This window comes from Candidatus Goldiibacteriota bacterium HGW-Goldbacteria-1 (assembly GCA_002839855.1).
In the GTDB taxonomy this organism is placed as follows: domain Bacteria; phylum Oederibacteriota; class PGYV01; order PGYV01; family PGYV01; genus PGYV01.
The window spans coordinates 118,549-144,724 of sequence record PGYV01000005.1; the positions used below are offsets into that span (position 1 = coordinate 118,549).

Sequence of the window (26,176 nt, forward strand, 5' to 3'; positions counted from 1 at the left end):
CCCTAATTACCGGCTGCCTTTATCAGAATCTCTATGCGTTCATTTGTACCGTTTTTTTCCACGAACTGCTTAAGTATTGCTTTCGCGCTCTCTTTATCCCCTTTTACCATATACGCGGTTGCAAGGTTGGTGTAAGCGGTTTCATAGTGCGGCGCCGTAAATACCGCGGTTTTAAGATGGGCAATTGAAAGGTCAATATTGCCCAGCTGCCCGGCTAAGGCGCCGTACATATTATTTACTTCAGGGCAATAAGGGTTTAATTTAAGGTCTTTGCCATATAACTCATAGGCTTTCTGCAGCATGCCCGCTTCCCTGTACGCTTCTGCGGCGTAATAAAACTGCGCCACATCTGTCTGCGGGCACAGCTCCACAGGGGCAAGCTGCATTATGCGTTCATACATGGGTATGGCTTTATCCAATATTTTCTGACGCGTAAGGCTGTTGGCCTTTTTAAGATAAACCGAAGATACAATAGTTGTTCCGTCGCCGGCTGCCGAATATACAAACAGTACCAGCCCCGCAATACATATAATTTTTATTCCGGGATTCTTTAGAATTAATACCCTTTCTTTACCGTTTATCCCCGCGGCTGCAATTAGAAACAGAAAAAAGAAAAGCATTGTAGACGGCACATTATAAAAAGTGTTAAAAAAAGAGGCCCACAGCAATGCAATAAGGGCGGATGCAATTGAGGCATTATACGGATTAATTTCACTTTTTAAACTTTTTGTAAGAAAATAAAAACCGGCAAAAACCGCAGCCAAAAACAGCACAATTCCCGCTATGCCCGTCTCTGCCATTATTAACAGGTAATTCTGATGCGGCATCCACGTCACCACATAATCAAATTTATTATTCTTCGGGTCATTTAAAAGCTCGCCCTGATACTTGGGATAATATAATCTGTAATTCCCGAACCCCTTGCCTATGACAGGCGAATCTTTAAACATAAGTATGCTGGCTTCCCACATTAGCATCCTGTCGCGCAGCGAATGTTTTTTTTCTTCAATGAACTTTCCGCTTTTACTGTAAATAAATGGCATCAAAATAATCCCCGCAATAATAAGCGCCAGAGCCCACAGCGCCGTTTTCTTTCCCGAAGGTTTAAATTTTAACAGCGCAATAATTACAAGCACAGCCGCGCCGGCGGCAAAACCAATATATGTCCCTGCCACTTTGGCGTAAATAAAACACACCATCTGAATAATTGTCGATATCGCAAGCAGCACCCTGTACTTTTTGCCGAATATAAGGTATGAGAGCGTCAGAAAAATTGATATTAAAAGTTCCCCTGCAAAAAAATCCGGGTTCCCTATGGTACCCATAGGCCTGCCCGTAAAATTGGTATTCCATTTAAAGATATCCGCGTCAAAGTGCTGCATAATACCGTATCCCGCAATTATAGTGTGAAAAACTATAATTACCGCGAACACTTTACCCATACCTTTTCTGCCGCCCGCAGAATAAATCAGCCAGCCGCCGGCTATGGAAAGAGTAAGTTCATAAATATATTTAAAACTTATCTGTCTGTTAATTGAATAAAAAAGCGAAACGCAGCATACCAGAATATATAATAGAAGTATAATAACTACAGGATTAATTTTGATTTCAATTAAAGGGGCTTTAATAAAAGATAAAAAATAGAAAAAAAATGCCAAAGGGACAAACACCCTTAACACCATAAGCTGCGCCGGGCCAAACGGGTCAAAAAATGGCTGCCAGAACACCACAGGTATTAAAGCCGTAATAAAAACTATAAGATTATCGTAAAAAAGCTTATACGTCTTTGAATTCACCTGTCCTCCTAAATCCCCTTTATATATTACGCACTAAATTTATTGCGCGCTGAAAAGTTATTTAATGCCGTAATACAAGCTTTCATTTAACACAACGCCGGCAGCGCCTAAAGCGCCGGCAAATTCACCAAGTTTTGCCGGGACTATTTTAGCAGCGTTAAAAGGAGCCGCAAAAGACCTTTTTGCCGTTTCTTTTCTTAACGGAACAAAAAGCCTGTCACCGGCATTAATCACTCCGCCTGCTATAACCACAACCTGCGGATTCAATGAATTTAACGCGGCGGCTATTCCCGTTGCAAGTGATTCCGTAAAATACTGCCATACTTCCTGCGCTGTTTTATCATTGTTAAGAAGCGCTTCATAAACAGTTTTTGAAGTTATCTTATTTAAATCCCCTTTTACCAGCTCTGTAATTGCCGATTTGGCGCCTGCTTTTATTTTTTCTTTTGCAAAAGCCGCAATTGCACTTGCGGACGCGTAAGCTTCAAGGCACCCTTTGTTGCCGCAGCCGCACTGCCTGCCGTTGATTTCAATTATTGTATGCCCAAGTTCCGCCGCTGTATTGGTGACTCCGCGCAATAGACTGCCGTTCAATATTATTCCGCCGCCGACGCCCGTTCCAAGGGTAAAGCCCACAACGTTATCCGCGTTTTTTCCGGCTCCCATCCATTTTTCGGCATAGACCGCGCAGTTAGCGTCATTTTCCACTCCTGTTTTTATGCCTGTCTTTTTTTCCAGAAGCGCCTTTAATTTTATATTTTTCCATCCCGGCATGTTGGGCGCCACAATTACAATACCCTTTTTGCTGTCAAGCGGCCCCGGCGCGCCTATTCCCATGCATCTTACCTGCGCGGCTTTAAGCCCCGCCTCTTTTATCATTTCAAGGGCATTTTTTGCCATATTTGAAATTACAAATTCCGGGCCTTTATCAGCCTGTGTGGCAAACCTTCTGTCCGCCTTTATCTTCCCGTCCTGTGACACAAGCACCATGACCACATTTGTCCCGCCAAGGTCTATTCCCACGGCGTATTTTGTCTTTTCTGTTTTCGCGGTTTTCTTCACAGCCATTTAAACACCTCTTAAGTTTTTTATGATTGCATAATGGATATATGATAATACAAACACTAATCTGTTGCAAGATATAACAAGGTACAGGTAACAAGTAACAAGTTACAGGTACGACAAATGGTTAGTTGTCAGCTGTTACTTGTTACTTGTTACTTGTTACTTGTTACTTGTCACTTGTCAGTTGTTAATTCCCCTTTATAATAAAAAAGGGCCCAATTTCTTGGGCCCTTTTTTTATGGTGCGAGGAGGGGGACTTGAACCCCCACGGAGTTATCCACAGGCACCTCAAGCCTGCGTGTCTACCATTTCACCATCCTCGCAATCTTTAACATTTGCGTTAATCAACAGATTAAACTTATACCAAAAAAGTAAATTCCCGTCAAGGCAGATATTACTTTAATTAATCCCTGTCAATTACTTTATACTTAATATGAGCGGAGCCATTCGCGTTATCAGGTATGAAAAGTCCGAAAATAAAACTTAAAATACTGAATGCCAGCGCCCCTATTATGGCGCCAATAACGCTTGTGACTTCAAAACCCTTAACCAGATACCCGGCAAGGCCGAACATTAAAGCGTTTACAAGAAGCGTAAAAAGCCCCAGGGTTAAAATAGTCAGGGGCAGCGTTAAGATTAAAATAACCGGCTTGATAAATGTATTTACAAGCCCGATTACAAGCGCAGCCACAGCAAGCGTTTTAAAACCCTCAATTCCCTGCTGCGTTATATCAATACCCTTAACCGTGTTTACAACAACAAAAAGGGCTATGGCGTTTACCATCCACCTTATAAAAAGATATTTAATCCCAAATTTAGATTGCGCCAATTCCAAAACCTTCCTTTACAAGCCTTTTGTCAGCATCCCTTAACCTTTGTACAAGGACCTTTATGAAAATTTCATTGAGTTTAACAACTATTGAAGGATGGTCTTTTTTAAACGAATTATAATCCCTGTCGGAAAAACGGATCATTTTTGACGGCTTTATTGTCACGGCTGAAGCGGACCTGGGCGCCGGATAAAGCATTGACATTTCCCCAAAGAATTCGCCTTCTTTTATATTGGCAATCACCTTTTCTGAGCCCTTCTGTTTTTTTGTTATCTTTATAGCCCCTTCAATTATAATAAACATGGAATCATCACCTATTTGATTTTCATGAAACACATCAAACCCTGATTCAAACTCTTCAATAATTAGCCTTTCAGAAAACACCTTAATTTCCTGTTCTGTAAAAGGTTTAAAAAAAGCCATTTTCTTTAACTCTTCGGTTTTAACCATTACTTAACCTCCGTAATTAATTTTAAAAAAAGCATTCTGGTTTCACCGTATTCCTTTTCTTTGAATACCTGCCATTCTTCAAGCGTACCGGCTATTTCTTTATATTCATCCCTGTGAATTTCCAGAACCGTTATAGATTCGGCTTTTAATATACCGCTTATCTTAAGTATTTTCAAGAACATTTCAGCAATGCCCCTGTTATATGGCGGGTCAGAAAAAACAATATCAGCTTTAACCCCTTTTTTCGCAAGCAGGTTAAACGCGGGCCTGAAATCACTGCTTATCATTTCATATTTTAACGGTTCAAGTTTCAGTTTATCCGCGTTCTCTTTTATGATTTTCGCGGTATCCACATCAATAAAATAAGCTTTTTTTGCCCCATTACTTATCGCTTCAAACCCCATGGCACCTGTCCCCGCGTAACAATCAACGCACACCGCTTCGGGCAAAGCTGTCCTTATGATATTAAAAACAGATTCCCTGGTTTTTGCGGAAGTGGGCCTTGTGTTTTTTCCTTTAGGCGCTTTAAGCGGTATCCCTGAATACTTTCCGCTTATAATTTTCATTTTAGTTTTCTTAGGAAAAGATAAGTGATTATTCCCGACAATATCAGCACGCCGTTGACAAAAAGCCAGCCCAATATTCCTTTATCCGCAAACGGAAGGTATATATTCATTCCGTAATAACTGGTAAGCACGGTCAGCGGTATAGCAATTGTAGCGGCTACAGTTAACCCGTGAATGGCATCGTTGGTTTTTTTATTCATTAAACTGTTATACGCGTCCATCAAAGACGGTATCAAATCCCTTAAGTTTTCAAGCGTCGCATTCATTTCTGACAGATGGTCAAAGATATCCCTGAAATACACCTGCGTGGATTCACGGATGTATCTTATTTCCCCTTTTAGAAGCCTTGTAAAAATACCCCTTTCAGCGGTTATTAATTTTCTTAATGTAAGAATGTTTCTTTTCTGTGTTATTATTTCATCTATAATTTCAAGTTTTCTTTCTTCCAGAACGACATCTTCAAATTCATCAAGCCTGTCTTCTATTTTTTCTATTATGGGAAAGTATTCATCTATCGTATTATCCGCCAGCGCGTGAAAAATTAAATCAACTCCCTGATGAAAGCCGTTTTTAGCCCTGCTTCTTGCCCTGGCGATAACCCTTTCTACCGCCCTTATTTTTTCTTCATGAATGGTTACAATGTAGTTTTTACCCATAAAGATATTAAGCTGATCTTCCTTGATTTCACCGTCAGATAATCTTGCGGCATAGAAAATAGCAAAAGCATAATCGTCAAATTCTTCAAGTTTTGGATGGTCTTTCTGAATCATCGCGTCTTCAATGGAAAGCGGATGAAAATCAAATTCCTGAATTAAAAAATCTATTTCCTGTTCGGTGGGATCTTCAAGGTCAATCCAGGTCCTGGCCCTTGAATTCTTAATGTCTTTTACAACTTCAGTAGGGTCGTTTTTCTCTATTACACTATCCGCTGTAAATACAAACCCTCTGAACAATTTAAAACCCCCGCTTTTTTTATCCCGTCTTTATTTCCTGCCTTTTCCTTTTTTCCCGTTCAGGCACTTCATACAGGTCTTTGCAAAAGGAAGCGCTTTTAACCTTTCAAATGAAATTTCCGTGCCGCAGCTGTCGCACGCGCCATAATTGCCTTTATCAATTCTTTCCAGCGCTTCTTCTATATCCATAAGCTGTTTTTTATTTTTTTCCGTAAGGTCATAGTGAAGTTCCTTATCATAGATATTAGTAGCTGTGTCCGCAAAATCCTGAGCATCGTCCTTGAAATTTTCAACGCTTGCAAGATCGTCATTATTCTGCTTGATTTCAGCGAGCTTCTGTTCTTTCATTTTCTGCAGTATGACCTTTATTTCTTTCTTCTTTTTTGCGTCCACGATAATTCTCCTGTGTTTTTTTCAGGAACTGAAGGCTTTTTCTTCATTGTCAGCCTTGTGCCTTAAGTTTGGTATGTCAAGAAGCCCTCTTTTAAGCTCCATAGTGGTGTTCGATTCAGCTTCCAACTCCCTGCTTAAATAGAAGAATGCGTCCCATGGATCAACGCTTTCCCCGCAGGTAAAAAGGTCTACTGCGGCATAACCGTATTCCGGCCAGGTATGAATGGCCAGATGCGATTCCGAAATTACCACAACACCGCTAATACCGTGCGGGGCAAATTTATGGAACACATAGTCAACAACTGTTGCCTTGGCATATTCCGCGGCGCCAATCATCTTTTCCTCTACAAACTTAAGGTCATTTAACTTTTCCCTGCTACAACCGTAAAACTCTACAAGAATGTGCCTGCCAAGACTTTTCAATTTAGTTCCCACCACCTTCGTATAATCTGTATTAATTATAAGAAGAGATGGGGCAAGTGTTACGCTGCCCTTTTCTCTGCCGTCTTTTCGGGTTTTTTCCCTGAAAAGTAATCTTATTTATATATTTATTACAGGTATTTGTCAAGAATTATTTAATTTGTTTTATACCGAAACAGCCAAAGAAAAAGCTTTAAAAATATAAGATAAAACAGAAACGTTTTTTTTGTTGTAAAATGATATAATTAAACACAAATAAGCCATAAATTCGCTTATATTGGAGCTTAAATGGTAAATAACAGCAACATAGAACGTGTGATAGGACTTGTAAAAGAGAGTGTAAAAAAATACAAAGCGCCTGTGCTGGAAAGATTTAACGACGAAATAAAAGACCCCTTTTGGGTTCTTATCCCCTGCATATTAAGCCTGCGTTCCAAAGATGAAACCACGGCAGTTGTGGCAAGGCGGCTTTATAATTTCGCGCCCAGGCCTGAAGATATTTTAAAAATCCCGCAGGCACAACTTGAAAAAATGTTATACAGCACCGGATTCTACCGCCAAAAAGCAAAAAGCGTTTCGCAGATTACAAAACTTATTATTGAAAAATATAAGGGCCAAGTTCCGGATACAATTGAAGAACTTCTTACCCTGCCCGGGGTGGGGCGCAAAACAGCCAATTTGGTTGTAACCGTCGCCTTTAAGAAACCCGGCATCTGTGTTGACACGCATGTTCATAAAATATGCAACAGATGGGGTTATGTTAAAACAAAAAACGCGGATGAAACAGAGATGAAATTAAGGAAAATTCTTCCCAAAAAATACTGGATAAAAATAAATTACTGGCTTGTATTATACGGGCAGAATATATGTTTATCCGTCTCTCCCAAATGCTCCGGATGCCTTTTATTCTCTTATTGTCCGCGCATAGGTGTTAAAAAAAGCAGATAAACCGGCTTATTTGGCTGCATTAAAGCCGGATTTCTTATTGTTTGCGCCAAAAAACGTATCGTTTTTACCGCTATTAATCCGCGTCTTTTACCATGCGGACAGAACGGGTCTTGTTCTGGTTATCAAAATGAAAACACGGATAATATTCCGTGTTTGTTTTTCGGTCAAGCCCTTTATTGTCCAGTTCATAGACGTCAAAACTGCCGTCTGTTGAATCAAATACAATAACCTGCCTGTTAGTGCCGCTTTGATTCTGTGTAACAAAACAGGAATACCTTCCCTGCTGACCTTCCTGAGGATATTCCGGTATTGCCGTTTTTGCGCCAAGCAGAATTGAAGCCGAAAATAAAAACATCACAGCCAGATAAACCTTTTTCATTTTATTCCTCCCATAAAATTATTAATTGTGCGCGGATTTTTTTACAGCGCCGCGCTTGAAAGTTTTACATCTTTCACTTCAAGCGATACTGACTCTTCATCATTCCAGGTATTAATAGACGGATAAAAAGCCACATCTAAAATTTCGCCTTTCTTTATATCCTTAGCATGGCTTTCTGTATGGCCAAACAGTATAAAATTGTAAACTTTGCCCATGTGTTTGCCGTAAAATTTCATCGTGTTGTTTTTAAGCATCTTGACGTCCGCCACCATTACATCCCTTGCAACCAGGACAGGCCTTGGATTGCCTTCGCCCCATGGTTCCAGTTTGTCCATAATTTTAATGTCCTGAATATTAATTATCTCTTTTACCACGGCGTCGACATTCAAAACAGGAACAAAGTCAGCACCTGAATAATTTGACTTTATATAAGTATTTAAGGCCTCCCTGAAATCATCTATCTTCTCTTTTTTAAGGGATACGCCGGCTGCCAGCCTGTGACCGCCATAGCGCACCAGATGACTTTCCACATTTTTCAGAGCCGCATAAATATCAACCGCGGGAACGCTTCTGGCGCTTCCGTGTGCCAGGCCGTCGGAATCATCAGTAAGTATAAAAGCCGGCCTGTTAAACTTTGCCACAATTTTTGAAGCTGCCAGCCCTACAATACCGGTATTCCAGCTGCCGTCATATAATACAATTACAAAGTGTTTATCCGGGTCAAACGAATCTTTGATTTTAGACACCGCTTCTTCTTCCATTTTTTTCATAAGCTTTTTTCTTTCTTCATTAGTGGCATTCAGTTCCATGGCAATATCTTCTATGGCAGCCAGGTCGCCGGATACAAACAGTTCAACAGCTTTATTGGCGTGCTCTATCCTTCCTGCCGCGTTTATCCTTGGGCCTATGACAAAACCAACGTGATAAGCGGTTACAGGAGCGCCATTTTTAAGCCCTGCAGCCTCTTTTAAGGCCCTTAAACCCTCATTTGTGGTGTTCTCTATCTTCTTTAAACCCCTTCTGACTATTATCCTGTTTTCCCTGCTCATGGGCACTATATCCGCAATTGTGCCAAGCGCCACAAAGTCAAGAAAATCATCCTTGATTGGAATTTTCAACTCTTCGGCAACAGCGCACAAAAGTTTATACGCGGTGCCTACGCCGCTTAAGTCTTTATCCGGATAAGTATCAGAGTATTTGGAGTTTATTATAGCTGCCGCAGAGGATGGCACATTTGCCGCATCCGGATTGTGATGATCCGTGACTATAACTTTTACCCCTTTTGACACGCAGAAATCCACATCGTCTTTTGAAGTGATGCCGCAGTCCACGGTAATAATAAGTTTGGTGCCGCCCGCAATAATTGAATTTAAAGCTTCCCTGTTAAGCCCGTAACCTTCTTCGTGCCTGTTAGGGACATAGTAAGATACATTTTCATATTTCATATAGTCCCTGAAAAAAGTGTAAAGTACGGTTATGGAAGTAACCCCGTCCACGTCGTAATCGCCGTATATTGTTATGCGTTCTTTTTTAGCCATGGAATTCTTTATCGTTTCAACAGCTTTTTTCATATCTTCAAAAAGATACGGCGAATTTAGTTTTATATTGTCAATTCCAAAGACTTCACTTGCTTTCTCAAATGTATCAAGGCCCCTGTTTATGAAAATCTTTACAAGATAATCCGGCAGGTTAAGCTTTTGTTTAAGATTTTCAGCCGCTTTGTTTTTGTCATCAACATCCCGTATATTCCATTTCATTTTATCGCCTCTTCTCAGTCAAACATTTCATTTACAAAACGCTGCGCGCTGAACTCTTCTATATCTTCAATCTGTTCGCCAAAAGTCAGGAATTTGACGGGGATTCCAAGGCCGGCTTTTATGTGTATTATGCTTCCGCCTTTTGCGGAACTGTCAAATTTGGTCAGTATCACACCGGTAAGATTAAGCGCTTCATTAAACTCCCTGGCCTGAATATAGGCGTTCTTTCCTATATTGGCATCAACTATTATAAATATATCCAGCGCGTTTTCAGGAATTTCTTTCAGGATAACTTTTTTTATTTTTGTGATTTCCTGCATAAGATTTGTCTTTGTATGAAGCCTGCCCGCCGTATCAACCAGAAGGACATCAACACCCGTCTTTTTTGCTTCAGCGATACCGTCATATACCACAGCTGCGGGATCGCTGTTTTCATCGCCTTTGATAACCGGCACACCAAGCCTTTTCCCCCACATTTCAAGCTGTTCAATGGCGGCAGCCCTGAATGTATCCGCGGCAACCATCATAACTTTTTTCCCTTTATCTCCGTAATAACGCGCCAGTTTGGAAGCGGCTGTTGTCTTTCCCCCGCCGTTAATCCCCACCAGAACTATTACATGCAAGCCTGTTTTTTCATGATGCCCGCCGGGATCTGCCAGTTTCTGGGCAAATTCCTTCTTAAGAAAAAGCCTGGCTTCTTCAAAAGACTTTATTCTGTTCTTCTTTATCATTTCAACAGTCTGCTCCACAATGGCAAGGTCTATATCAGCTTCTATAAGGCACTGCTCTATATCCTCAATGCATTCCGATACGTCATTACCGGTAAAGAAGTTCTTTATCTTATCAAGAAATGAACGCGGCTTGGAAAACTTCAGGTTCATTTATTGTCTTCCGTTTCGCCGGAATTTTCAGGTTTTTCAGAATGCTCATCCTGTACAGAAGTTTCAACCTGTTCAGGCTGCTCTTTAATTTCTTCCTGATCCTCTATAATTACCTCTTCTTCATTTATTACCTGTTCATCGATAACTTCCTGTTCGCTTATCACTTCATCCTCTTTAGCTGTTTCCTGTCCGCTGATTTCTTCAGGCTGCGTTTCATTTTCTTCCGCTCTTTCAGTTAAAGTTTCAGAATCAAGTTTTTCAACATCTATAAAACCCTGCATTCTTTCTTTTCTATATTTGGCCCTTGTCCTAACTTTGCCTTTTTCTTTTTCCCTTAATTCCGCCCCTGCTTTCGCGTCAATTCCGCCTTCTTTGCCTTCAAGTTTAACGGAGATTATTTTTGACACACCGGCGCTTTCCATAGAAACGCCGTATATGGTCCTGGCTATTTCCATGGTTATCTTGTTGTGGGATATAATAAGGAACTGCGTTATATCAGAGAAGCTTCTGATAAGGTTTGTGAACCTTGCGATATTCATATCATCAAGGGCCGCGTCAACTTCATCCATAATACAGAACGGGCTTGTCCTTGTAAGAAAGAGCGCGAACAGCAGCGAAACCGCCGTAATGGCCTTCTCTCCGCCGGATAAGAGAGTTATGTTCTGCGACTTTTTCCCCGGTGGTTTTGCAATAATATCAACACCCGATTCAAGTATGTTTTCCTGATCCACAAGGACAAGGTCTGCCTCGCCGCCGTTCATCATTCTTGTAAAGACTTCCGCGAATTTAACCCTGACTTCGCTGAACGCCTTTGTAAACAGCTGCTTGGATTCATCATTGGTCTTTTTAATTACCTTTTTAAGGTTTTCCCTGCCGCTGGCAAGGTCATCGTACTGAACCTGTAAAAACTGCTGCCTGCTTGTAAGTTCATTGTACTCTTCAATTGCCACAAGGTTAATTACGCCCATCTTATCCATTTTATCCTTTAATTCTTCCACCCTTAACTTAATTGCTTCGTGCTCTTCGTCCGGTATTTCAACAGCCATAATCGTCTGCTCGTCCGGCTGCACTTTAAACTCTTCCGCAAGTTTATTCTGAAGATTCCCAAGATTTAAACTTATTTCATTCATCTTTATTTTAAGGTCATACTGACGCTGCCTTAAAGAATCCCTGTCTTTTCCCATCTCTTTTATATAACTTTCAAGGCCTGACATTTCGCCCCTGTACCGGTCATAAGACACTTTTCTTTCGGTATATTCCGATTCATCAGAACCAAGCGCCTTTTTATCCGCCTCTATCTTTAATTCGCTTTCCGTCCTGTCGCTTTCAGCTTTCTGCGCTTTCGCGTTCATTTCTTCTATTTCATGGGCAGTATTTTCATAATATTTCTGAATTTCTTCAAGCCTGCCTGAAAGCATTTCCTTGCTGTTCTGTTCAACTTCAAAATCATTCTTTATCTTCATTATTTCCATGCGTTTTTCTTCCAGGTTGTGCTTGCTGGCATTAAGTTCTTCTTCTTTTGCCGCGATATCCGAAATGGAATTATCCACGGCCTGCCTTAACGACGTTATTCCCGATTCCACTGTCTCTTTTGCCGACTTAATGGCAGACGTGGAATCAAGCAGCAGTTTCTTTTCAGTTTCGCTTAATACTTTCTGTTCGTCCACTTTAGTCAGCGATACCGCTACAATTTCCTTATCCTCTTCCTTCTGCCTTATTCTTTCATCATCCTTTACCACTTCCACGTATCTGTTATGATATGTGGATGATAAGTCTTCAATTTCCGCCTGTATGTCCGCAAGTTTGGCTGCCTGTATCTGCCTTTCTTCATCCACGGACGCGTATTTTTCCCTTGCCATAAGAATTTCGTTGTTTATTTCATTTATTTCCCTTTCGCGGCTTAAGAACCCTCCGCCTGTCTCCGCGGTTGATTCTCCCCTTTTATAAACACTGAAATTGGATATAAGTTCTCCGTTTAAGGTCAGCAGAAAATACTCTTCAGGAACCGGAAAAGCCGCAAATACTTCATCGGCCTTTTCAATGCTCTCAACAGTATAAATATTGCTGAACAGCAGTTTTACAGCTTCATTTTTAGGTTCAACCGTGATGACATCCGGCAGATATGCCAGGACATCCTGATGCCTTACCAGCCCCTTAAACCGCTCCAGAACCGCGGCTGTATCCACCTTAAGGCCGCCGCCGTTAACAAGGCTTATTTCGCCCTTGGATTCCCTGTATTTGTTAAATACATCCGTAATTACACTTTCATTTCTTACAAGCACGGTCTGAAGAATTCCTGTCAGTGTTTTTTCAACCGCCGCTTCATAAGGTTTTTCAACCGCTATCAGGTTGGCAACAACATCAACAATATCTTCTTTTTTATCTTCAGATAAGGTATCCTTATATTCAGTCAGAACCTTTCTTACCGTTTCTCCAAAACCTTCCATTCTTTCATGCAGCTGCCTTAAGAAACTGTGCCTTGATTCCATTCTGCTTATGCCCAGGTTTAATTCTTTCAGAATGTTATCAACGATATCAAGCGATTCCGATTTTAATATTTTTTCTTTTATCAGAACTTCTTCCCTGTCTTTAATCTTCTTAATTTCCCCTTCTTTAAAACCCCTGTTCTCTGACAGCCTTGACAATTCGGCATTCACGGCGCGCGCCCTGTCTTCAAGAGCTTTTTTCTCATCTTCGTGGCGTTTTATGGTCTCGTCAATATTTCTAAGGGAAGATTCCGCTTCAACAATTTTATTTACCATTGTGTTTAATTCTAAAGTCTTCTGCTGTACAAGCTGCGCGTTGCGTTCCTTTAACCTGCGGGCTTCTTCAAAGGACAATACAAGCCCGTCATATTCCGCAGTCAGCACATTTAACGCTTCCTGCCTGAAATTTATTTTATCCGTAATTTCAGACAGTACGCGTGTTTTATCATTAATTTCAACTTTAATACCTTCTATTTTGCCCACATTTTCCACATTCTGGGCCCTTAACTCTTCTATCCTCTGTGAAAGTTCCACGTGGCGCTGGGAAAGAAATTTTAAATTATCTTCCAGCCTTTTTATTTCCTGCTGCCTTATAAGCCACTTTTCTTTTTTTTCGTTTATTTCCCGCTCTCTCTCTATTGAGAGAAGCTTCATCTCTTCAAATTTCATTTCATGCGTGGAAAGTTTTGTGTTTTCTTCTTCTATGCGCCTTTCAACTTCCCCGTTTTCACTTTCAAGTTCCCTGTTTTTCAAAGTCCTGTCTTTTAATTCTTTGGTAAGAAGCCTTACCGCTATGGAACTCCACTCTTCTTTTATTTCTTTGTATTTCTCCGCTTTTTTAGCCTGCCGTTCAAGGGAAGCCGTCTGCCTTTTTACCTCTACAAGAATGTCATTTATGCGGAGCATGTTCTGCTCTGTGGCTTCAAGTTTTCTTAAGGCCTCATCCCTTTTTTTAATATATTTTGTAATACCCGCGGCCTCTTCAAAAATTTCCCTTCTTTCAACAGGTTTTGCATTTATAATCCTGTCCACTTCTCCCTGGCTTATAATGGAATATGAATCAATACCCACGCCTGTATCCATGAAAAGTTCAAGGATGTCCTTTAACCTTACGGGGTTGTCATTAATGAAGTATTCGCTTTCCCCCGAACGGTACAGCCTGCGAGTGACTTTTACCTCTTCATAATCTATATTTAAAGACCGGTCATTATTTAAAAATGTAAGCGAAACTTCCGCCATTCCAAGGGTTTTTCTGTCATCAGAACCAATGAATATAACATCTTCCATCTTACTGCCGCGCAGGCTCTTAGCGCTCTGCGACCCAAGCACCCATCTTATGGAATCGAATATGTTAGATTTACCGGAACCGTTGGGCCCCACTACAACTGTTATTCCTTCGTCAAACCTGATATAGGTGCGGTCAGCGAATGATTTAAAACCGAATATTTCAAGCTCTTTTAGTTTCACCTTTACGCTCCGTTAAATGTTTTAAAAGCTGTTTCAATTTCATAAAAATCCGCGTCTGTCAAAAGCGGATGCACCGGAAGGCTTATGACCTCTGATGCAAGTTTTTCCGTAACCGGAAATGACTGTTTGTTTTTGATAAGTTTCAGGTAAACCGGCTGCTTGTGCAGCGGAATGGGGTAAAAAATCTTGGCACCCACGCCTTTCGCGTTTAGGTGTTCCAGAAATTTGTCCCTTAATCCGCCGGAAACCCGGATTGTGTACTGATGATAAATGTGGTCTCTGCCGGGCATCTGCTGCGGGCATTTAATAAACGGATATAAGGCAAGAAGCTTGTTCATTTTGTGGGCGTTTTCTTTTCTTTTCGCGTTGAATCCGTCAAGTTTTTTTAACTGCTCAATACCTATCGCGGCTTCTATGTCGGTTGTCCTGTAATTGTAGCCCACTTCTGTATGATAGTAGACTTTAGGCATCCCATGGTTAATAAATATTCTTATTTTTTCCGCAATTTCATCATTATTTGTTGTTACCATTCCGCCTTCACCTGTTGCCATATTCTTTGTGGCATACATGCTGAAAGTTGCGGCATCGCCGAACACGCCGGCCTTTTTGCCGTTAAACTTTGCGCCATGAGCCTGCGCTGCGTCTTCAATAACTTTAATTCCGTATTTCTGCGCTATGGCTGATATTTTATCCATCTGGCATACCTGCCCGTAAAGATGCACGGGAATTACGGCTTTTATCTTTTTAAAGATGTCTTTCTTTAACGCCTGCTCAAGTTTGTCAGGGCTGATATTAAAACTTTCCTCTTCCACATCGGCAAAAACAGGCTGTGCGCCCGCGTGTATAATTGAATTAGATGTGGCTATAAATGTGAAAGGCGTGGTAATGACCTTATCGCCTTTTTTTATGCCGCATCCGTGCAGCGCGGCGTGTATGGCGCAGGTGCCGTTTGATACCGCAACCGCGTGCTTAACGCCGCAGTATTCGGCAAAGTTTTTTTCAAATTCTTTTACTTTTGGCCCCGATGCTATTATTCCGGAATCCAGCACTTTCATTACCGCGTCTTTTTCTTCTTTTCCGATATTAGGCCTTGATATTGGTATCATCTTTTCACGCTCCGTATATGAATAAACCATTATTTTTTGCGTACAGTTTAACTTTTTCCGGTTCAAGTATAAATGTCTTTCCGGCTTCCACTGCAATTCCCGCGCCGTTTAGCGCTTTGATTGCTTTAAGCGTCTTTAATCCCATTACAGGGACGTCGTATCTCATGTCCTGATTGGGCCTGGCGGTTTTCACCACAACAAACCCGGGCCCGGCTATCCCGCCGCCCCTTTTAATGCAGTTATCAGTACCTTCCTGTGCTTCAAGCGCTATGATTCCGCCTTTTTTTATAACCACTGTCTGCCCCGCGTCCATTGCGGCTATTGTTCTGGCAGTTTTGTAACCAAACTGTATGTCAGCCATCTGTTTTTTATCAGGTTTTTTCAATGAAATATTGCCCTTGCCTGCAAGCGAATTTTCCATCAGATGCGTTGAAGGCAGCACTTTTATGCCGTCTTTTTCAAACTGTTTAATTATTCCGCCCATTATCTGTACGGCTGTAAAACCCTTAAGCCCGGCGATTATAGAAAGCGATTTTAAATCAAATTTAATGTTTTTAAAAAGATTTGTGTGCCTTACATATCCAAGAAACAGCACCTGCTTTACCCCTCTGGCTTTACACTCTTTAATTATGGAAGAAAGGGCGGTAAGGTTAACTTCCACGTATTCTTCTGCCGTTTTTTTAATTGTATTTCCTGTTTCTCCGGCAATACCAAAAGTTATAACTTTCTCTTTTTTCTCTGCGGCGCCTTTTAAAAATTGCAGCGGAAGGCTGCCTCCGCCCGCTATTAATCCGGTTGCGCTCACCTTGTCAGGCCTCTTTTTGAATTGCGCGCGAATTCAACAAACAGCTTCACTTCAGCCGTCATCGGGACTTCACTTTCAATCTTTTTTAAAGCTTCGGCAAGCATCATTTTTTCCCTGAATAAAATGTGATACGCGCTTTCAAGAGCTTCCAGCTGCTGTTTTGTAAAACCGCGCCTTTTTAACCCCACTTTATTTAAACCAAAAACCTGCAGGGGGCTCTCTGAAACCATAACAAAAGGCATAACGTCCTTTGTCACCCTTACTCCGCCGCCTACCATTGAATGCGCGCCTATCCTTACGTTCTGATGCACGGCTGTCAAGCCGCTGACAAATGCAAAATCCCCCACTTCCACGTGCCCTGTAAGCCCGGCATAATTGACAATTATTACATTATTTCCTATTTTACAATCGTGGGCTACATGCGCCATAGACATAATAAAACAGTCATTTCCAATCCGTGTCTCTTTGCCTTCGGCTGTCGCTTTATGAACGGTAACGTATTCCCTTATGACATTGTTATTTCCGATAACCGTCAGGCTTTTTTCGCCTTTATACTTTAAATCCTGAGGATTATCGCTGATGATGGTTCCTTCGCCGATAAAATTATTATTTCCAAGCCTTGCCCCGTTTACAATGTGTGCTTTGGGCCCAATTTCACACGAATCACCTATTTCCACATCATCATCAATAATGGCAAACGGCCCAATCTTTACATTTGCCCCTATCCTGGCCTTGTTAGAAACTATAGCGCTTGTATGTATCATTTTTCAGCTTCCTTCCCGACAGTATAAATTTAAAAAATATTTTCTTATAATGCTCCGCTTATTTATAAATATACCTGCGTTAACCCGCAATCATCGCCATCATATCAGCTTCCGCCGCTAGCTTGCCGTCAACAAAAGCCTCTCCGTGAATTTTTCCTATTTTGCCTTTGAACTGAACTATCTTAACTTCAAATTTAAGGGTATCCCCCGGAACTACTGTCTTTCTGAATTTCACGTTATCTATTGTCATAAAATATATTGATTTCCCCTGCTGGCCTTCAAGCATTTTCATCATGAGCACTCCGCCTGTCTGAGCCATGGCTTCCACAATAAGCACGCCCGGCATAATTGGTTCGCCGGGATAATGGCCCTGAAAAAACCACTCGTTCATTGTTACGTTTTTGATTCCGGTTATTGATTCGCCCGGCACCATGTCAATAATTCTGTCCACAAGCAGCATAGGAAACCTGTGAGGTATTAATTTCTGAATTTCTTTTATGTCCATCATAATCTTTTGCCTCCTGTTTTTAGTTAGAGTATATTTTAGCTATTCTTTTAACCATTTCTGTATTATGCCTGTGGCCTGTTTTTACGGCTATTACAAGCATGTTAAGCCCGCCTTCCAGCAGTCCAAAATCACCCACTACATCAAGCAGTTTGTGGCGCGGCACTTCGTCTTTAAACCGTAACTTTGTATTTACCGGTTTGGCGCCGTCAAACAGTATTGCGCTGTTTAAATCCGCGCCTTTTATCAGGCCCGCTTTAATAAGGTGATCAATTTCTTTTTTAAATCCAAAAGTCCTTGCAGGCGCTATTTCTTTATTAAAAACTTCCGTCTTTATAACCGCGGAATATTCCATCGCCGGAATACCTTTGCCTGAAAAATCAGAAAAATAATATACTTTAAACCCCTGATACGGCAGAACCGTCAGATAGCTGCCGTCCTGTACCAGTGTCAGAGGATTTTTAACCGTCACCATTTTTCTTTCATCTTTCAAAATCTTAACACCGGCTTTTTTTATCGCGCTGACAAACTCTGCCGCGCTGCCGTCAAAAATAGGAGGCTCGTTGCCTGATAAAAATTCAATTCTAACGTTATCAATACCCTGCCCTTTAAAAGCAGCCGTCATGTGTTCCACAGTATGTATCTTTATACCTTTATACTTTACAGTTGTTCCGCGTTTTGTATCGCATACCTGATTCGGTGAAAGTTTAAATTCTTTGCCGCCGCATTTTACCGTGATGCCGCTTCCTGCCGATGCAGGATGAAAGACCAGCCTTGAAAGGCTTCCTTTGTGAAGCCCCCTTCCGGCAAGTTCAAACGGCGCTTTTAAAGTTAACTGCTTCATTCTTTTGTACTTTTATCTTCCAGCAATTTCACCCTGTCAAATAATTCCTTTAATTTGCCTATATATGCCTGCTGTTTCTTTTCTTCCATAAAAGGTTTGGCGGGCGTGCCTGTTATTACGGCTTTATCCTCTATATCTTTTGATACCCCCGCCTGCGAGCCCACCTGAACAAAATTCCCCACTTCTATATGGTCCGTGACGCCCACCTGCCCGCCTATTATGCAGCCGGAACCAATTTTTGTACTGCCCGCGACACCTGTCTGCGCCGCAATTATTGTGCAGTCACAAATTTTTACATTATGCGCGATATGAACAAGATTATCCAGCTTAACCATATTGCCGATTTTGGTGGGGCCAAAAGCGCCCCTGTCAATGCAGCAGTTATTTCCAATCTCTGCAAAACTGCCTATTTCTACAAAACCCACCTGCGGCACTTTTATAATTCCGTCTTTGCCGGGTATAAGGCCAAAACCGTCTCCGCCTATTGTAGTGCCGGCGTGTATTATTGTACTGTCGCCGATTATGGTATTATCATAGACCGATACGTTCGGTTCAATGACAGTATTATTTCCTATTTTTACGTTTTTACCCAGCACCACACAGGAACCGATAATTACATTATTTCCTATATGATTATCTTCGCCAATTACCGCGAAATCATGAATGGCCGTATTATTGCCAATAACTGCAGACTTTGAAACAGAAACAAAGGTGCCCCTGAACTCTTTTCTTTCAGGTTCAGGATAAAAAATATTCAGGACAGCAACATATGCCACCTTCGCGTTTTCCACTTTAATTACGGCTTTTCCCGGCAACGAATCAACGCTGTCAGATAAAATAACTATCGCGGAAGAGGTTTTAGCCTCTTCCGCGTATTTTTTACCCAGTATAAAACTTACATCTTTGGGACCTGCTCCCTTTAATTCATTGATGCCGGAAACTTTTATTCCGGAATCACCATTTAAGGAACCGCCCAGCTTTTGCGCAAGTTCTGCGGCTGTGATTTCCATAATACTCCTTAATAAATCTTATTGTTCGTTCATCTTCTTTACAACAAAGGCCGTGATATCATCGCCGCCATAAAGCAGCAGGTTCTTTTCAAATACCATATCATACTTTTTTTCTTCGGCAATTTTCTTTACAATAGCCCTTATTTCTTCAATTATGTTTGCTGTCATTTCTTTTTCCTGGCCAAGAAGTTTCTGCTGAATTTCCATTGCGTCTGACTGCAATTTTTCAAGTTTAGTCTGAAGTTCCATTTTTTTCGCGTCAACTTTTGATTTTTCAAGAACGGAAGCCTTTTTTTCAAGGTCATCTTTAAGCTTTAAAATCTCTGTTTTCTTTTCCTCTATTTTTTTCTGTTCTTTTTCAAGTTCGCCCTGAAGTTTTTCTTTAGCTTTCTTTGTCCCCGAATACTGATTAAACACCTTTTCTATATCCACATAACCCACATTCATAGCAAACGCCCCTGCCGTCACGGAAAGAAAAATCGCAGTCATTACCAATACCATAATCTTTTTCATAACCTTCCTCCTATTTGAAAAATTTTTTTATTCCTTTATCACATACAGTTTCATACCTGTAAGTTTTATTTAAAATATATTGCCTATATTAAAGTGTATTTTTCCGCCGTTCACGTGGTAATTAGGGTCAAGCGCGTAGCCCCAGTCAAGCCTTATAAGCATAACAGTGCCCGGCACCGTGAACCTTATCCCAAAACCAAAACCCGGATAAAGATAAGGATTTGACCAGTCTACATCCCTGGCATTTTCCCAGCAGTTGCCGCTGTCATAAAAAGATACCAAAGTAAGCATCCTGTCTATAAGTTTAAGTTTAAGCTCCACATTTGTTACCGCAAGAAAGTTACCGCCGGCAATCGGCCCAAGCGCCCTTTCGTCATATCCGCGAACTGTATCTGTGCCGCCCGCGTAGAATTTTTCAGTAGGGGGCATTGCCGCGTCACCATAACTGGAGCCATAACCCCATCCGTTGCCTATGCGCGCGTGCACACCAAGTACAAACTTCCAGTAAACAGGAACAAAATACCTGAAATCCCATAAACCTTTAATGTAATTATAATCGCCGCCCAAAAGGCCGCCGCCAAACTGAAGCGACATAGTGTTATATATGCCCCTGTTAGGGTCAAAAATATCATCCCTGTCATCAAATACATACATCGGGGTTAAACTGGAAACCTGGCTTCCGCCTTCTTTTACATATGGTTTCAACGCATCATCTATCGCGGAATATGTATCCTGCTGATATCTATAAGTAAGAAAAACTTTATTATTATTGTTAAGCCTTCTTCCAAAACTTAAATCCAGGCCGTACGTATCAAGGTCATAACCCTGGTTGTTATAAAGTTTATTTTTAAAGATATTCCACACATCCACACCAAACGAAGTCGGGGTGTCAAAGAACCACGGGTCTTTATAGCCAAGCTGCCAGCTTTTCTTCTTATTACCAAACTGAACATCAGCGCTGAAACTTTTTGCTTCGCCGAAAAGATTCGCGTTGGTAAGCTGAAGGTAACCCACAAGCCCTTCCACCGTGCTGTACCCGGCGCCAAGCCCTATTGTATTTGTCTTTCTTTCCACAACTTCAAATATAAGGTTCAGTTTATCCATGCTTACCTGTTCGGTATCAATTACAACATTATCAAAGAAACCAAGGTTATAAACAGCTTCCTGTGACTTTTTTATTTTGGTGCTGTCAAACGGCTCATTTTCCTCTACAAAAAGTTCTCTGGTTATTACTTTATCTTTTGTCACATAATTACCGCGCACTTTAATCTGGTTTATGTAAGCAACAGGCCCTTCTTCAGCGGAAAGTTTTATTGCAACTTCCCCTGTGTCATCATCATATATATAAGCGTCTTTAAACTGGGCAAAGATATGCCCCTTTTCGGAATACATACTGCGGATAAGCATAAGGTCAGATTCAAACTTAATTCTGTCAAAAGACCTTCCCTGCTTGCTTTCAAGTTTATCCATTATCTCTTCAGTGGTAAATAATTCATTACCTTCTATTTCAATTGCTTTAATTTTATACTGCATGTTTTCTGTTATTGGAATCTCTATATTTATGGCATTATTCTGCACGTCAAACACGACGTAATTCTTAACAATATCCGCTTTATTACCTTCCAGTTCCCCAAGCGTATATCCGTTTATCTTTGCCTTAACATAACCTTCCTGATAATACGCGCGGATTATGCTTTTAAGATCCTCTATAAACTGATCATCGTCAAATACACCGCTTACAAACCAGCCTTCTTCTTTTGTCTTCATTAAGCCTTTTATCTTATCCACGCTGAAAACATTATTACCCGCGGCTTTTATACTTTTTACTTTTACCTTATCGCCTTCATTTACTTTAATGGTGATCTGTACAAACTTTCCATTTTTCTCATTAACCGCGGCAGGTTCAGATACTTCATACGATACTGTCGCGTAATAGAAATTCTTTTCTTTGTACATTTTCTCTATCTGAACAATTACTTTTTTTAATATGAATTCGTCAAAAAATTCATTTTCTTTTATCTTTGGTTTTTCCGTTTTTGTGTCTTCATCTTTAACAGAGGTCGGTACCGCGGGCTTATCTTCATCAGATATCTCGAATTTGCCCTTTATATCGCCTTCACCAACGCCTTTATTGCCGGAAATCACTATTTTTTCAATTTTTGGCTTCTCTGTAAGTTCATAAACCAGTATTGTTTTATCATCTTCCGTCAGGGTAAAAACAGAAACATTATCAAACCTTCCTGTTTTATAAAGATTTCTGATATCTTCCCTTGTTTTATATGTGGAAAATACCATTCCCGGACCATAAGAAATCTTTCCAAGCATATCTTTTTCTTCAGATTTTTCAATACCCAGGATTCTTACATCGTCAATTATTTCATCTTCCGCGTAAACGCACAATGAAGCAAAAACGATTAAAAACAGGGCTAAAAACGCCTTTTTTGTCTTGTTTAACATAATTCCTCCGCTATTTTTATATAAAACAGAGCCATTATAACACAAGGCTATATTTTTGCAACTCCATAAAGTTGTTAATTTAATGTTAGTTTGACGCATGCCGCGGTAAAATAGTTGTCTGATAATTGAATAAATAATCCGGCATAAAACCGTTTAAGTATAAGTAATAACGAAAATAAAAATACCTTTTCGCTGCTGACTTTCTATCTGTGTAAACCTCTCTATTTTTCTTGATTCGCGCTCTTTTTTGCAGTAAAATAATTTCAAGCCAGGTTAATAACACCTGCCGATAAGAGGTAAATGCTATGGAACCCGAACACAGGGTACTACTGTTAAACGCCACTTATGAACCGCTTGCGGTCCTGTCAGGACGCAGGGCTTTAAAACTATTGTTCAACAACAAAGCCCATGTAGTGGAGCAGAGCAATAAGGTCTTTTCCACCGTCAGGGCCCGCCTTAAACTGCCCTCGGTAATCCAGACAGAATATTTCGTAAGAAGGCCTTATAAAAAACCAAAATTCTCCAAGAAAGCCGTCTTTATCAGGGATAACTTCACCTGCCAATACTGCGGCAAAACTATTAATAAACCCACCCTTGACCATATTCTTCCACGGTGCCGCGGCGGGGTAAACAGCTGGACAAACGTAATAACCGCATGCCACACCTGCAACAATAAAAAAAGCAATAAGATACCCAAAGAGGCAGGAATGAAACTGCTTTCATCCCCCTGTGAGCCGCGTTATCTTATTTACACCGAACTATCCACGCCGGGAAATCTTGAAAAATGGCGCAAATATTTTGACGCTTACTCCGGCGCGCAGCCACAGGAAGAATTCGCAGCCGCGCAGGCGTGAGGAAAGCGCGAGGGACGGATGCACGCAGGGACAAAGGGACAGAAGGTTATCGAGATTCGAAAATTAGATTAACGCCTTACAGGGATTGGGTGTGTTTTTTCAGGGTGTGCCGCGTTAACATACTGTGTCCGCGGCGGGGGCTGTTTAATGCCGCGGCGGCATATTTGGATGTGACGCGAGTTCCCGATTGCCAATGAATTAACTGCCTGTTGATTTCAAGTTTCTTTGCCTTCAAGAATACCAATTTGCGGCGCGCCCTGAAAAAATATACCCGAGCCCTGTAAAACAGAGAATTGGAGGGTCAGAGGGTCAAAAGGTCGGCAGTAAAGAAAAATCTAAATCAACTGCCGCGGGCTGAAGACCCGCGTCTACCATTGCAAATACAAACATAAACCAACATCAACTACCGCGCCTTAAAAGGCGCGCCTACCACTGCATAGAATAAAACACGCGGGCTTTAGAAATAAAAAAAAGCCGCGGCACGCAATAACGCGGCCGCGGCTTTAAAGATTACAACCTTATTTTTCTATTGAAACCTTTGTCATCTTATCCCCTGCCCTTAACTTAAGAACAGTTTCCATTCCTTCTGTCACCTGTCCAAAAACCGTATAGTTGTTGTCAAGAAAAGGCGCAGGCGCAAGGCAGATATAAAACTGGCTTCCCGCGCTGTCGGGATTAGCGGAACGCGCCATGGCCACAGTTCCGGCAATGTGCGGATTCTTATTGAATTCAGCTTTAATGTTGTATCCGGGGCCGCCGGTACCATTACCTTTTGGATCCCCGCCCTGTATAACAAACCCGGGTTCATACCTGTGAAAAACAAGCCCATTATAAAAGCCTGATTCTGTAAGTTTAACAAAATTTGCCACCGTGCCCGGCGCATCTTCACTGAAAAATTTAAACTTAATTGTACCTTTTTCCGTTTCTATTACCGCTATCTGACTTCCCGCTGATGCCGCTTCCACTTTTACCTCCGCGCTTTGCACTTCCGCTTTTTTTGTTTCCTTGCCGCATGACACGGCAAATACCGCCATTACAAATACCATTGATACAGCCAACATCTTACGCATTTGCATCTTCCTCCTTAGCTTTTGATATTTTTTTAAGGTCAAGCCCTTCTGTCATCATAAATATTAACCCCAGCAGAATAATAGGCAGTAAAATCATCGCGTGTATTATTACTATATATGCCGTGGCCTCTTCTTTTGGGTAAGAGAACAAAAGCATTATTCCGACTCCAAAAAATTCAAAAGGCCCAACCCCGCCGGATGTGGACGGCGCCATAATGGCAAAATTCGCCACCGCCATTATAAGGCAGACAAGCAGAAAGTTTATGTGTATTCCCATCGCGTATGCCAGCGCGTAATATGTTCCGGCTTCAATTGTCCAGGCAATCGCCGAATAAAAGAACACCATAAAAACAGAACTCTTTGAACGCAGAACGCCAAGCCCTTCTATGAAAGTATCAATAAGGTTATTAAAAGTGGCGCCTATTTTCCCCGGAAACTTTGAAAATATTTTATGTAATATATTTACAGTGGGCTCTTTTTTCCAGATAAGGAGGACGCTTACCGTAAAAATCCCTATAAAAAGCGCACCTCCAATTACCGCAAAAATAGTTACGGCATCTTTTGTTCCAAACACCCTTCCGAACAGTTCCACAGAAATAGGGTCTGTTACAGTCCTTTCAACAAAATGAAAAGCGCCATACCCTATTATAAAAAACGCTATCATGACAAGCCCGTCAAACACGCGTTCAATCATAATTGACGCAAACGCCGACGATTTGGAAATTCCTTTTTTTGCCCCCACAAGATATGCCCTGATAAATTCCCCTGCCCTTGCGGGAAGAATATTATTTGCCATGAACCCCATTACAAGGTAAGGAAACAATTCCGCCGGCCTGAAATTCTTTATATGCTTTAACAGATGGTGCCACCTGATTGCCCTTAAATAATACCCAAACAGGTACACGGCAACAGTTGCCAGCAGCATCCAAATATTAATTTTTTTCAGGATCTCGTATATCTTTGCGATGTCCAGCCCGCGAAAAACAAAATACAAACATACAAGCGTGACAATTATGCCAATCCAAAACCTTTTCTTTTTAACCATTTTTTTTGCCTTTTTTTCTTTGTGCTTTCTGTATCTCTTTAACATAAAACGGCGATATGACATCAAAAAGTTTCTTATTAAACTTGGGATACTTCTTTATCCCCCATTTATTGAAGAGAAACTGAAACATTATGGAAAGAGTCTGCAGCCCGTATACCGTGCTTCTTGCAAGATTAATGGAAGACGCTTCTTTAAAATACCTTGTGGGCACCGGTATTTCCGTCGTGGGAAACTTTCTGGTTTCAATCTGCGCCAGCACTTCGGTATCAAAAACAAAATCGTCGGAATTTAAAGTAAACGGTATTTCCAGAAGCGCCCTTCTGCTGTAAGCCCTGAAACCCGTGTGCAGTTCCGAATAATGTTTGCCAAAGCATAAGTTTTCAAAAAAGGTCAGAAGCTTATTGGCAATGTATTTATACAAAGGCATTCCGCCCTTTAACGCGCCTTCGCCAAGCATTCTGGAACCAAGGACAAAATCAGCGTGCCCGTTAATAATGGGCGCAATCATTTCGGGTACAAGCCGCGCGTCATACTGATAATCGGGGTGCAGCATAACAATTACATCCGCGCCGTCTTTTAACGCCTCTATGTAACAGGTCTTCTGGTTTCCGCCGTATCCCCTGTTCTGTATGTGCACAAGCACCTTAATGCCAAGCTTTTTTGCCACTTCAACAGTTTCATCCTTGCTGACGTCATCAACAAGTATCACTTCATCAACATAATCCTTTGGAAGGTCTTTATATGTTTTTTCAAGGGTCTTTGCCGCGTTGTACGCCGGCATTATGACCATTACTTTTTCTTTTATCTTTTTC

Annotated in this window: 25 protein-coding genes and 1 tRNA gene; 2 read left to right on the plus strand and 24 right to left on the minus strand. The window is 41.2% G+C overall.

Going from position 1 to position 26,176, the window contains the following annotated elements:
• Positions 1 to 2: 2 nt before the first annotated feature.
• The 9 genes from CVV21_06455 to CVV21_06495 all read right to left on the minus strand — a co-directional run bounded on the left by CVV21_06455 (position 3) and on the right by CVV21_06495 (position 6,476).
• The gene (locus tag CVV21_06455; protein PKL91663.1) at positions 3 to 1,796 is read right to left on the minus strand and encodes a hypothetical protein; all 1,794 of its coding nucleotides are present in this window, start codon (positions 1,794 to 1,796) and stop codon (positions 3 to 5) included.
• A 57-nt stretch (positions 1,797 to 1,853) separates the two neighbouring features.
• A complete protein-coding gene (locus tag CVV21_06460) occupies positions 1,854 to 2,864 on the minus strand; it encodes a transcriptional regulator (GenBank protein PKL91664.1) in 1,011 nt (336 codons plus the stop codon).
• Positions 2,865 to 3,100: 236 nt separating this feature from the next.
• Positions 3,101 to 3,184 (minus strand) — tRNA-Leu (locus tag CVV21_06465).
• A gap of 80 nt (positions 3,185 to 3,264) precedes the next feature.
• Positions 3,265 to 3,669, minus strand: a complete 405-nt coding sequence (locus CVV21_06470) for a hypothetical protein (GenBank protein PKL91856.1) — start codon at positions 3,667 to 3,669, stop codon at positions 3,265 to 3,267.
• Positions 3,670 to 3,676: 7 nt separating this feature from the next.
• The gene (locus tag CVV21_06475) at positions 3,677 to 4,141 is read right to left on the minus strand and encodes a hypothetical protein (GenBank protein PKL91665.1); all 465 of its coding nucleotides are present in this window, start codon (positions 4,139 to 4,141) and stop codon (positions 3,677 to 3,679) included.
• Positions 4,141 to 4,707, minus strand: a complete 567-nt coding sequence (rsmD, locus tag CVV21_06480; GenBank protein ID PKL91666.1) for a 16S rRNA (guanine(966)-N(2))-methyltransferase RsmD — start codon at positions 4,705 to 4,707, stop codon at positions 4,141 to 4,143. The genes CVV21_06475 and rsmD overlap by 1 nt, the downstream gene beginning before the upstream one ends.
• Entirely contained in the window at positions 4,704 to 5,660 is a 957-nt protein-coding gene (gene corA / locus CVV21_06485) for a magnesium and cobalt transport protein CorA (protein ID PKL91667.1), read from the minus strand. Before corA ends, rsmD begins: the two co-directional genes overlap by 4 nt.
• A 30-nt stretch (positions 5,661 to 5,690) precedes the next feature.
• Positions 5,691 to 6,053 (minus strand): RNA polymerase-binding protein DksA, encoded by a 363-nt coding sequence (locus CVV21_06490; protein ID PKL91668.1) that lies wholly within the window; start codon positions 6,051 to 6,053, stop codon positions 5,691 to 5,693.
• 21 nt (positions 6,054 to 6,074) lie between these two features.
• Complete coding sequence (locus CVV21_06495; protein ID PKL91669.1) at positions 6,075 to 6,476, minus strand: S-adenosylmethionine decarboxylase proenzyme; 402 nt, start codon at positions 6,474 to 6,476, stop codon at positions 6,075 to 6,077.
• Positions 6,477 to 6,761: 285 nt separating this feature from the next.
• On the opposite strand from CVV21_06495, the gene CVV21_06500 reads away from it, so the two are divergent.
• Positions 6,762 to 7,421 carry an endonuclease III gene (locus CVV21_06500; protein ID PKL91670.1) on the plus strand — a complete coding sequence of 220 codons (660 nt, stop codon included), beginning with the start codon at positions 6,762 to 6,764 and terminating at the stop codon, positions 7,419 to 7,421.
• Between the two features lie 73 nt (positions 7,422 to 7,494).
• Here CVV21_06500 and CVV21_06505 read toward each other — a convergent pair whose 3' ends face one another.
• The 12 genes from CVV21_06505 to bamA all read right to left on the minus strand — a co-directional run bounded on the left by CVV21_06505 (position 7,495) and on the right by bamA (position 22,494).
• Complete coding sequence (locus tag CVV21_06505; GenBank protein ID PKL91671.1) at positions 7,495 to 7,800, minus strand: hypothetical protein; 306 nt, start codon at positions 7,798 to 7,800, stop codon at positions 7,495 to 7,497.
• 41 nt (positions 7,801 to 7,841) lie between these two features.
• A complete protein-coding gene (recJ, locus tag CVV21_06510) occupies positions 7,842 to 9,557 on the minus strand; it encodes a single-stranded-DNA-specific exonuclease RecJ (protein ID PKL91672.1) in 1,716 nt (571 codons plus the stop codon).
• 14 nt (positions 9,558 to 9,571) lie between these two features.
• A complete protein-coding gene (locus CVV21_06515) occupies positions 9,572 to 10,438 on the minus strand; it encodes a signal recognition particle-docking protein FtsY (GenBank protein PKL91673.1) in 867 nt (288 codons plus the stop codon).
• Entirely contained in the window at positions 10,435 to 14,391 is a 3,957-nt protein-coding gene (gene smc / locus CVV21_06520) for a chromosome segregation protein SMC (GenBank protein ID PKL91674.1), read from the minus strand. The genes CVV21_06515 and smc overlap by 4 nt, the downstream gene beginning before the upstream one ends.
• Positions 14,392 to 14,393: 2 nt before the next feature.
• Entirely contained in the window at positions 14,394 to 15,497 is a 1,104-nt protein-coding gene (locus tag CVV21_06525; protein PKL91675.1) for an aminotransferase DegT, read from the minus strand.
• A gap of 4 nt (positions 15,498 to 15,501) precedes the next feature.
• On the minus strand, positions 15,502 to 16,335 hold the full coding sequence (locus CVV21_06530) for a DUF1009 domain-containing protein (GenBank protein ID PKL91676.1): 834 nt from the start codon (positions 16,333 to 16,335) through the stop codon (positions 15,502 to 15,504).
• Complete coding sequence (locus CVV21_06535) at positions 16,299 to 17,066, minus strand: acyl-[acyl-carrier-protein]--UDP-N-acetylglucosamine O-acyltransferase (protein ID PKL91677.1); 768 nt, start codon at positions 17,064 to 17,066, stop codon at positions 16,299 to 16,301. Before CVV21_06535 ends, CVV21_06530 begins: the two co-directional genes overlap by 37 nt.
• 79 nt (positions 17,067 to 17,145) lie before the next feature.
• Positions 17,146 to 17,574, minus strand: coding sequence for a 3-hydroxyacyl-[acyl-carrier-protein] dehydratase FabZ (fabZ, locus tag CVV21_06540; GenBank protein PKL91678.1), 429 nt, complete (start codon positions 17,572 to 17,574; stop codon positions 17,146 to 17,148).
• Between the two features lie 19 nt (positions 17,575 to 17,593).
• A complete protein-coding gene (lpxC, locus tag CVV21_06545) occupies positions 17,594 to 18,415 on the minus strand; it encodes a UDP-3-O-[3-hydroxymyristoyl] N-acetylglucosamine deacetylase (GenBank protein ID PKL91679.1) in 822 nt (273 codons plus the stop codon).
• Positions 18,412 to 19,425, minus strand: a complete 1,014-nt coding sequence (gene lpxD, locus CVV21_06550) for a UDP-3-O-(3-hydroxymyristoyl)glucosamine N-acyltransferase (protein ID PKL91680.1) — start codon at positions 19,423 to 19,425, stop codon at positions 18,412 to 18,414. Before lpxD ends, lpxC begins: the two co-directional genes overlap by 4 nt.
• 18 nt (positions 19,426 to 19,443) lie before the next feature.
• Positions 19,444 to 19,938, minus strand: coding sequence for a hypothetical protein (locus tag CVV21_06555; protein PKL91681.1), 495 nt, complete (start codon positions 19,936 to 19,938; stop codon positions 19,444 to 19,446).
• A gap of 69 nt (positions 19,939 to 20,007) precedes the next feature.
• The gene (gene bamA, locus CVV21_06560) at positions 20,008 to 22,494 is read right to left on the minus strand and encodes an outer membrane protein assembly factor BamA (protein ID PKL91682.1); all 2,487 of its coding nucleotides are present in this window, start codon (positions 22,492 to 22,494) and stop codon (positions 20,008 to 20,010) included.
• A gap of 206 nt (positions 22,495 to 22,700) precedes the next feature.
• Between bamA and CVV21_06565 the strand changes: the two genes are divergently transcribed.
• The gene (locus CVV21_06565; GenBank protein PKL91683.1) at positions 22,701 to 23,249 is read left to right on the plus strand and encodes an HNH endonuclease; all 549 of its coding nucleotides are present in this window, start codon (positions 22,701 to 22,703) and stop codon (positions 23,247 to 23,249) included.
• Between the two features lie 518 nt (positions 23,250 to 23,767).
• On the opposite strand, the gene CVV21_06570 is transcribed toward CVV21_06565, so the two are convergent.
• Genes CVV21_06570 through CVV21_06580 form a run of 3 tightly spaced genes read right to left on the minus strand, consistent with a single transcriptional unit; the run spans position 23,768 to position 26,154 of the window.
• Complete coding sequence (locus tag CVV21_06570; protein ID PKL91684.1) at positions 23,768 to 24,325, minus strand: peptidyl-prolyl cis-trans isomerase; 558 nt, start codon at positions 24,323 to 24,325, stop codon at positions 23,768 to 23,770.
• Positions 24,312 to 25,430, minus strand: a complete 1,119-nt coding sequence (locus CVV21_06575) for a hypothetical protein (GenBank protein PKL91685.1) — start codon at positions 25,428 to 25,430, stop codon at positions 24,312 to 24,314. The genes CVV21_06570 and CVV21_06575 overlap by 14 nt, the downstream gene beginning before the upstream one ends.
• Positions 25,357 to 26,154: a glycosyl transferase family 2 gene (locus CVV21_06580; GenBank protein ID PKL91857.1), complete on the minus strand. Its 798-nt coding sequence runs from the start codon at positions 26,152 to 26,154 to the stop codon at positions 25,357 to 25,359. The genes CVV21_06575 and CVV21_06580 overlap by 74 nt, the downstream gene beginning before the upstream one ends.
• Between the last annotated feature and the right edge of the window lie 22 nt (positions 26,155 to 26,176).

What these genes read in the sequence shown, in the direction of transcription:
- CVV21_06475 (PKL91665.1), bottom strand. Translation starts at nt 4,141, where the DNA reads ATGGTTAAAACCGAAGAGTTAAAGAAAATGGCTTTTTTTAAACCTTTT.
- CVV21_06515 (PKL91673.1), bottom strand. Translation starts at nt 10,438, where the DNA reads ATGAACCTGAAGTTTTCCAAGCCGCGTTCATTTCTTGATAAGATAAAG.
- CVV21_06535 (PKL91677.1), bottom strand. Translation starts at nt 17,066, where the DNA reads ATGATACATACAAGCGCTATAGTTTCTAACAAGGCCAGGATAGGGGCA.
- CVV21_06570 (PKL91684.1), bottom strand. Translation starts at nt 24,325, where the DNA reads ATGCAAATGCGTAAGATGTTGGCTGTATCAATGGTATTTGTAATGGCG.
- recJ (PKL91672.1), bottom strand. Translation starts at nt 9,557, where the DNA reads ATGAAATGGAATATACGGGATGTTGATGACAAAAACAAAGCGGCTGAA.
- CVV21_06565 (PKL91683.1), top strand. Translation starts at nt 22,701, where the DNA reads ATGGAACCCGAACACAGGGTACTACTGTTAAACGCCACTTATGAACCG.
- CVV21_06505 (PKL91671.1), bottom strand. Translation starts at nt 7,800, where the DNA reads ATGAAAAAGGTTTATCTGGCTGTGATGTTTTTATTTTCGGCTTCAATT.
- CVV21_06460 (PKL91664.1), bottom strand. Translation starts at nt 2,864, where the DNA reads ATGGCTGTGAAGAAAACCGCGAAAACAGAAAAGACAAAATACGCCGTG.
- lpxD (PKL91680.1), bottom strand. Translation starts at nt 19,425, where the DNA reads ATGGAAATCACAGCCGCAGAACTTGCGCAAAAGCTGGGCGGTTCCTTA.
- CVV21_06555 (PKL91681.1), bottom strand. Translation starts at nt 19,938, where the DNA reads ATGAAAAAGATTATGGTATTGGTAATGACTGCGATTTTTCTTTCCGTG.
- fabZ (PKL91678.1), bottom strand. Translation starts at nt 17,574, where the DNA reads ATGATGGACATAAAAGAAATTCAGAAATTAATACCTCACAGGTTTCCT.
- CVV21_06500 (PKL91670.1), top strand. Translation starts at nt 6,762, where the DNA reads ATGGTAAATAACAGCAACATAGAACGTGTGATAGGACTTGTAAAAGAG.
- rsmD (PKL91666.1), bottom strand. Translation starts at nt 4,707, where the DNA reads ATGAAAATTATAAGCGGAAAGTATTCAGGGATACCGCTTAAAGCGCCT.
- CVV21_06525 (PKL91675.1), bottom strand. Translation starts at nt 15,497, where the DNA reads ATGATACCAATATCAAGGCCTAATATCGGAAAAGAAGAAAAAGACGCG.
- lpxC (PKL91679.1), bottom strand. Translation starts at nt 18,415, where the DNA reads ATGAAGCAGTTAACTTTAAAAGCGCCGTTTGAACTTGCCGGAAGGGGG.
- bamA (PKL91682.1), bottom strand. Translation starts at nt 22,494, where the DNA reads ATGCGTCAAACTAACATTAAATTAACAACTTTATGGAGTTGCAAAAAT.
- CVV21_06580 (PKL91857.1), bottom strand. Translation starts at nt 26,154, where the DNA reads ATGGTCATAATGCCGGCGTACAACGCGGCAAAGACCCTTGAAAAAACA.